The organism is Pontibacter locisalis (assembly GCF_042684605.1).
GTDB lineage: Bacteria > Bacteroidota > Bacteroidia > Cytophagales > Hymenobacteraceae > Pontibacter > Pontibacter locisalis.
Genome location: NZ_JBHULU010000021.1, coordinates 585,219 through 591,410, shown reverse-complemented (window position 1 = coordinate 591,410; position 6,192 = coordinate 585,219). Strand labels below are relative to the sequence as shown.

The following is a 6,192-nucleotide window of genomic DNA, read 5'->3' as shown; positions in this document are numbered from 1 at the left end:
ATAGGAAGCAGTGCTGGTAGCCACTAATTAAACTTTGTTCCAATAGAAAAAGCCGCCATAAATGGCGGCTTTTTCTATTTATTATATTTCTACAGAAAAATACTATTGAAGCTCTTCCTGTTCCATATACTCCCACATGGCATCTTCACTAGATCCAGTCTTTGCTGCATAAATCAACATAGTAGTATACACAGCAATAAGCAGGAAGCTAAGAGGAATAGAAAAAACAAAGGAGACAATTAAGGTTTTGATAGGATCAGGTTTTGATTGCATTTTGGTAGAAGCATACCAGAAAAATAAAACATTAAAAATACCTGAAAGAGCTACAAAATTGATGATGTCTACCATAAACTAAAAGATAAAAATTAGATCTACCAAAAAATATACCAGCAAATAAAATTTTAAGATTTATCTATTCAAACGTCTCCCGCACTTTTGCACTTAGATAAGCCTTTTTTCCCAGAATGCTTAATGCAATATAAGGCACATGTTATAGAATGCCAAATATTAATATAGAAAAATTCATAAAAGCAGGATATCAAATTCATACGGAAAACCCTATATATTAATCTTTAAGGCTTCCAGTTATGTAAATCAAAATCCAGATAAAGCTATTCAGGGTGAGTTCTACTTGACTAAAGATAGTAGGGTCTAATTAAGGAGCTTGTTAATTTGATATACTATATCAAATTTTATATTTAAATATTAATACTATAAAATACAATTAAAGTTTTATTTTTTATAAAATAATATATAAACATTTTCAATACATCACTTTAGCCTGATATTATTTTAAAATTAAAGTTTTCGTTGTTTTAACAATATCTTTACCTTAATAAATGTTGAAGAACACTTTCTAGTCTTTTAATTAACCTTTTATAGCCTTAGCCAAGCATGTATGAAACCAGATATTGATCCAAAAGAGAGAATAGTAAGAGAAGCAAGAAAGCTCTTCTTTGCTCATGGTTATTCAAAAGTACTAATGGCTAACATTGCCAAAGGGTTAGGGATGAGCAAAAAGACCCTTTATCTATATTTTGAAGGGAAAGAAGAGCTCCTGAACATTGTAATAGAGCAGTATCAGAATGAAGTACAGGGAGGTGTGGAAATGATTATTAAAAATGAAGCGCTGAATTTTCCTGAGAAAGTAAGCCAGGTATTTCAGTATGTAGCTACAAAACTACACGCTATTAATCCTGTGCTGGTAAAAGATATCAAAGAAAATTCACCTAGAAGCTGGCAAATGATACAAGCTTATAAGGCTGAGGCAGCATTCTTACGTTTTAATTCTTTATTGGATGAAGGTTTGCAAAAAGGATTTGTCAGGAAGGAGGTTAACCGCCCCTTAGCAGTACTTTTATACGCAAGCGCACTTGAAACAATTCTTAATCCTGATTTTACGCGGCAAATGCCCCGTGTACTTATAGATGAAATGCCTGCTACTCCTGATTCTGTTTTTGATGGATTAGTAGGTATAATCTTTAACGGAGTGCTCACAAAAAGCGAGCAGAAAGCAGTGTTGTAAGTATATAGCAGTGTCCTTTTCCAGCTTAATGAAAGAACACTGCTATTACTATTTCCCAGTATTGTATCTGTTTAGATACTCTTCATCAGAATTTCTTCAATATCCTCTATCTGGATATCAGAACGCTCTCCGAGGTCTTTAACTCCCCTCTCATGGAAGCGTTGTACAATGGCCTTAACTGTATCTTCGCCTACTTCATAATCTGATAACCTGGTTCTAATATCCAAGGACTCAAAGAAAGCTATAGTAGCCTGGATGGTTGCTTCAATACGCTCATCTTCTGTACCGGCATTTACCCCCCATACCCGCTCTCCGTATTGCAATAGTTTTGCCTTCTTGCTTTCCTGCTTGTATCGCAGCAAAGAAGGGAGTACGACAGCCAACGTTCGGGCATGGTCAATACCATGTAAGGCGGTTAGCTCATGGGCAATATAGTGTGTTGCCCAATCTGTAGGCACTCCAACTCTTATAACCCCATTTAACGCCATTGTAGCGCACCACATGAAGTTAGCCATCACATCATAGTCCTGCGGGTTCTGAAGCGCCTTAGGCCCCTCTTCCTTCAATGTGAGCAGCACAGACTCTGCCATGCGGTCCTGAAGAGGTGCATTCACAGGGTATGTAAGATATTGCTCCAGCACATGGGTATAAGCATCTACAATGCCGTTACTGATCTGGCGAAGCGGTAAAGTAAAGGTAGTTTCAGGATCAAGCACAGAAAACTTTGGAAAAGTAAAGGGGCTTCCGAAAGCCAGCTTCTCCTGCGTTTCTACTCTTGTGATCACTGATCCCGAATTCATTTCAGAGCCCGTGGCAGGAAGAGTTAGTATGGCCCCAAAAGGAACAGCACTGGTTACAGGAGCTTTTATCGAAAGAATTTCCCACGGATCTCCCCCTTCATAGTTCATGGCTGCAACAATAAACTTAGTACCGTCTATTACTGACCCTCCGCCAACTGCCAGAAAAAAATCTATTTGGTGGCGTTTGGCGATTTCTACAGCTTGCATTAGTGTTTCATAATGGGGATTAGGCTCAATGCCCTCAAACTCCAGAACAGTGTGATCCTTTAAAGCTTCTTTTACCTGCTCATATACCCCGTTCTTCTTTATGCTGCCTCCGCCATATGTCATCATGATACGTGCGTTGGCAGGTATCTCATTTTTGATTGAGGCTATTTGTCCTTTCCCAAAAAGAATTTTAACAGGGTTATAAAAAGTGAAATTGTTCATAGTGTTTAATTTTATTTAATTGAAGTAAGGGAGCTTGAAATATTAAATGATTAGCCTTTCAATCCTTTAACGGTTCCTTTTTTCTTATTAGTGTATGTATAACAACAGGTGTGGGTTTTAGTTTAGGTGCATCCTGCGCCAGGCCACCTAAAACAAAAAGGGCTTAGCAAACGCTAAGCCCTTCCGTTATATATTAAAAGTAAATTACTTTACTTTATCAACTATGCTTTTGAACGCATCCGGGTGGTTCATGGCAAGGTCAGCAAGTACTTTACGGTTCAAATCGATGTTAGCTTTTTTAAGAGCGCCCATTAACTGAGAGTAAGACATGCCGTGCTCACGAGCACCTGCGTTGATACGCTGGATCCATAAAGCTCTGAAGTCTCTCTTCTTAGCTTTTCTATCACGATAAGCGTAAACTAAACCTTTTTCGATAGCATTTTTAGCTACCGTCCAAACGTTCTTACGACGACCAAAGTAACCTTTGGCCATCTTCATCATTTTCTTTCTTCTGTGTCGTGCTGCAACGACGTTTACCGATCTTGGCATTTCTTTAAAGTTTTAGCGACTGGTGATTATGTTTAATCTTCAAAAAGACCAGGCACTGGGTTCGTACTAATAGTTAACCTAAAATAATTAAATGTTAAGCATTGCTTTTACTCTGTCAGTGTCAGCTGAGCTAACAAGGCCGATGTGAGTAAGGTTACGCTTCTGCTTAGTCGTTTTCTTGGTCAGGATGTGGCTCTTGTAAGCGTGCTTACGCTTAATTTTGCCAGTACCTGTCAAAGAAAAACGCTTCTTTGCACCAGATTTAGTTTTTACTTTTGGCATGATTATATAATTGATTGAAAAAATTAACCTTTGGTTGCAGGTGCCACTTTCGGTGCCAGAATCAAGAACATTCTTTTACCTTCCAGTTTAGGCAGTTGCTCAACTTTCGCTAAATCCTCGAGCGCCTGGGCGAATTTAAGCAACAGGATCTCTCCTCTTTCCTTGAACACAATGGTTCTACCCACGAAGTGAACATAAGATTTAATCTTATAGCCACTCTCCAGGAAAGACTTGGCATGCTTCAACTTAAACTCAAAATCATGATCATCCGTGTTAGGACCGAAACGAATTTCTTTAATCACAACTTTCTGAGCTTTCGCCTTCATCTCCCGCGTTTTCTTCTTCTGCTCGTATTTGAATTTCGAGTAGTCGATGATACGGCATACAGGTGGGTTGGCTGTTGGTGAAATCTCAACCAGGTCAAGATTCTGCTCATTTGCCATCTTCTGAGCATCTCTTGTTGAGTATACTCCTTGCTCAACATTGTCACCAACTACTCTTACTTCTCTGGCAGTTATTTTATCGTTGACTTTGTATGGCTCCTCCACCTTTCCGCGTGGGATGTAGCGCTTGTTTGGCGTTGCTATGGTTGTACCTCCTTAATTTTAAAAGTTATTACAATTAGGGTGCGAATATCGCAATTTATCTATCAAAAAGAAAATAATCTTCTTAATTATTCAGTGTCTCAGCTATTTTGCTCTTAAACAAGTTGATGTAATCATCAACTGTCATGGAGCCTAAGTCTCCTTCACCGTGCTTACGTACCGATACTGATTTGTTCTCCTGCTCTTTCTCCCCAACAACCAGCATATACGGCACTTTACGTACCTCTGCATCACGTATCTTACGGCCAATCTTCTCATCTCGGTTATCGACAAAACCTCTGATATCCTCCTCTTGCAGGCGGTTGTATACTTCCTGTGCAAAATCATGATATTTTTCAGAGATCGGCAAAATGGCAAATTGCTCAGGGCTCAGCCAAAGCGGGAAATTGCCACCGCAGTGCTCGATCAGAACAGCCACAAAACGCTCAAGTGACCCAAACGGCGCACGGTGAATCATAACCGGACGATGTTTCTGATTATCAGCCCCAATGTATTCCAACTGGAAACGTTCAGGCAACTGATAATCCACTTGTATAGTTCCAAGCTGCCATTTACGGCCAAGAGCATCCTTCACCATAAAATCAAGCTTCGGTCCGTAAAACGCAGCCTCACCCAATTCGGTTACAGTTCTTAAGCCTTTCTCCTCCGCAGCTTCAATAATAGCACTTTCTGCTTTGTCCCAGGCCTCATCGCCACCGATGTACTTTGCCTTATTATTCGGGTCACGCAGAGATATCTGAGCTGTATAGTCTTCAAAGCCCAGTGCCTTGAATACATAAAGTACCAGGTCTATTACCTTGATAAACTCCTCCTTCACCTGATCAGGGCGACAGAAGATGTGGGCATCATCCTGGGTAAAGCCACGAACGCGGGTCAGACCGTGCAATTCACCACTTTGTTCGTAACGGTACACCGTACCAAACTCCGCCAGGCGCACTGGGAGCTCTTTATAAGACCGTGGACGGGTTTTATAGATCTCACAGTGGTGAGGGCAGTTCATCGGTTTTAAGAAGAACTCCTCCCCTTCATTTGGGGTTTTAATCGGCTGGAACGAATCAGCCCCATACTTCTCATAATGGCCTGAAGTAACATAAAGCTCTTTGCTACCGATATGAGGCGTCACGACTGGCTGGTACCCGGCTTTTACCTGTGCCTTACGCATGAACTGCTCCAGGCGCTCACGCAGCAAAGTACCTTTCGGCAACCACAGGGGAAGCCCCATCCCCACTTTCTCAGAGAAAGCGAATAGCTCAAGTTCTTTGCCCAGCTTACGGTGATCGCGCTTCTTAGCCTCCTCCAGTCGCTCCAGGTATTCTGTCAGTTCCTTTTGCTTCGGAAAAGTAACACCATAGATACGGGTAAGCTGCTTGCTGCTCTCATCGCCTCTCCAGTAAGCTCCGGCCACATTCATCAGCTTAACTGCTTTTATGGAGCCTGTATTAGGCAGGTGCGGTCCGCGGCAAAGGTCAACGAAGTTGCCTTGTGTATAGAAGGTGATCGTACCATCTTCTAGATCTTTGATCAGGTCAAGCTTGTACTCATCGCCTTTTTGGGTGAAGAACTCCACAGCTTCGGCCTTAGAAACTTCTCTGCGCACATACTCGCTCTTGTTTCTGGCAAGCTCAAGCATTTTCTGCTCTACTTTTGCAAAGTCATCCTGCGAGAAAGTCCTCTCCCCCAGATCAACATCGTAGTAAAAACCATTTTCTATTGGCGGACCAATACCAAACTTCACTCCAGGATAAAGCTCTTCCAGAGCTTCTGCTAACAAGTGAGCGGAAGAGTGCCAGAAGGTATTTTTACCTAAGTCATCATTCCAGGTGAGTAGCTGTACCGCAGCATCTGCCTCTATCGGACGCGTCAGGTCCCAAACAGTGTCGTTTACTTTAGCAGCAAGCACATTTCTAGCTAAGCCTTCACTTATACTCTGTGCGATCTCAAGGCTGGTTACGCCCTTATCATATTGGCGAACGGAGCCATCTGGCAGTGTGATGTTGATCAT

General features: G+C 41.4%; 7 protein-coding genes. 1 reads left to right on the top strand and 6 read right to left on the bottom strand.

Annotated features, from left to right (window positions below):
• Nucleotides 1–102: 102 nt before the first annotated feature.
• Nucleotides 103–348, bottom strand: a complete 246-nt coding sequence (locus ACFSRY_RS16515) for a hypothetical protein (protein WP_377510285.1) — start codon at nt 346–348, stop codon at nt 103–105.
• Between the two features lie 550 nt (nt 349–898).
• Between ACFSRY_RS16515 and ACFSRY_RS16510 the strand changes: the two genes are divergently transcribed.
• Complete coding sequence (locus tag ACFSRY_RS16510) at nt 899–1,525, top strand: TetR/AcrR family transcriptional regulator (protein ID WP_377510282.1); 627 nt, start codon at nt 899–901, stop codon at nt 1,523–1,525.
• A 71-nt stretch (nt 1,526–1,596) separates the two neighbouring features.
• On the opposite strand, the gene ACFSRY_RS16505 is transcribed toward ACFSRY_RS16510, so the two are convergent.
• From ACFSRY_RS16505 to thrS, 5 genes are all read right to left on the bottom strand, one after another.
• Nucleotides 1,597–2,754, bottom strand: coding sequence for an iron-containing alcohol dehydrogenase (locus ACFSRY_RS16505; RefSeq protein ID WP_377510279.1), 1,158 nt, complete (start codon nt 2,752–2,754; stop codon nt 1,597–1,599).
• Between the two features lie 204 nt (nt 2,755–2,958).
• Nucleotides 2,959–3,303, bottom strand: a complete 345-nt coding sequence (gene rplT / locus ACFSRY_RS16500) for a 50S ribosomal protein L20 (RefSeq protein ID WP_219878369.1) — start codon at nt 3,301–3,303, stop codon at nt 2,959–2,961.
• 87 nt (nt 3,304–3,390) lie between these two features.
• Entirely contained in the window at nt 3,391–3,585 is a 195-nt protein-coding gene (gene rpmI / locus ACFSRY_RS16495; protein ID WP_241642560.1) for a 50S ribosomal protein L35, read from the bottom strand.
• 23 nt (nt 3,586–3,608) lie between these two features.
• Complete coding sequence (infC, locus tag ACFSRY_RS16490; protein WP_377510274.1) at nt 3,609–4,133, bottom strand: translation initiation factor IF-3; 525 nt, start codon at nt 4,131–4,133, stop codon at nt 3,609–3,611.
• Nucleotides 4,134–4,254: 121 nt separating this feature from the next.
• Entirely contained in the window at nt 4,255–6,192 is a 1,938-nt protein-coding gene (thrS, locus tag ACFSRY_RS16485; protein WP_377510271.1) for a threonine--tRNA ligase, read from the bottom strand.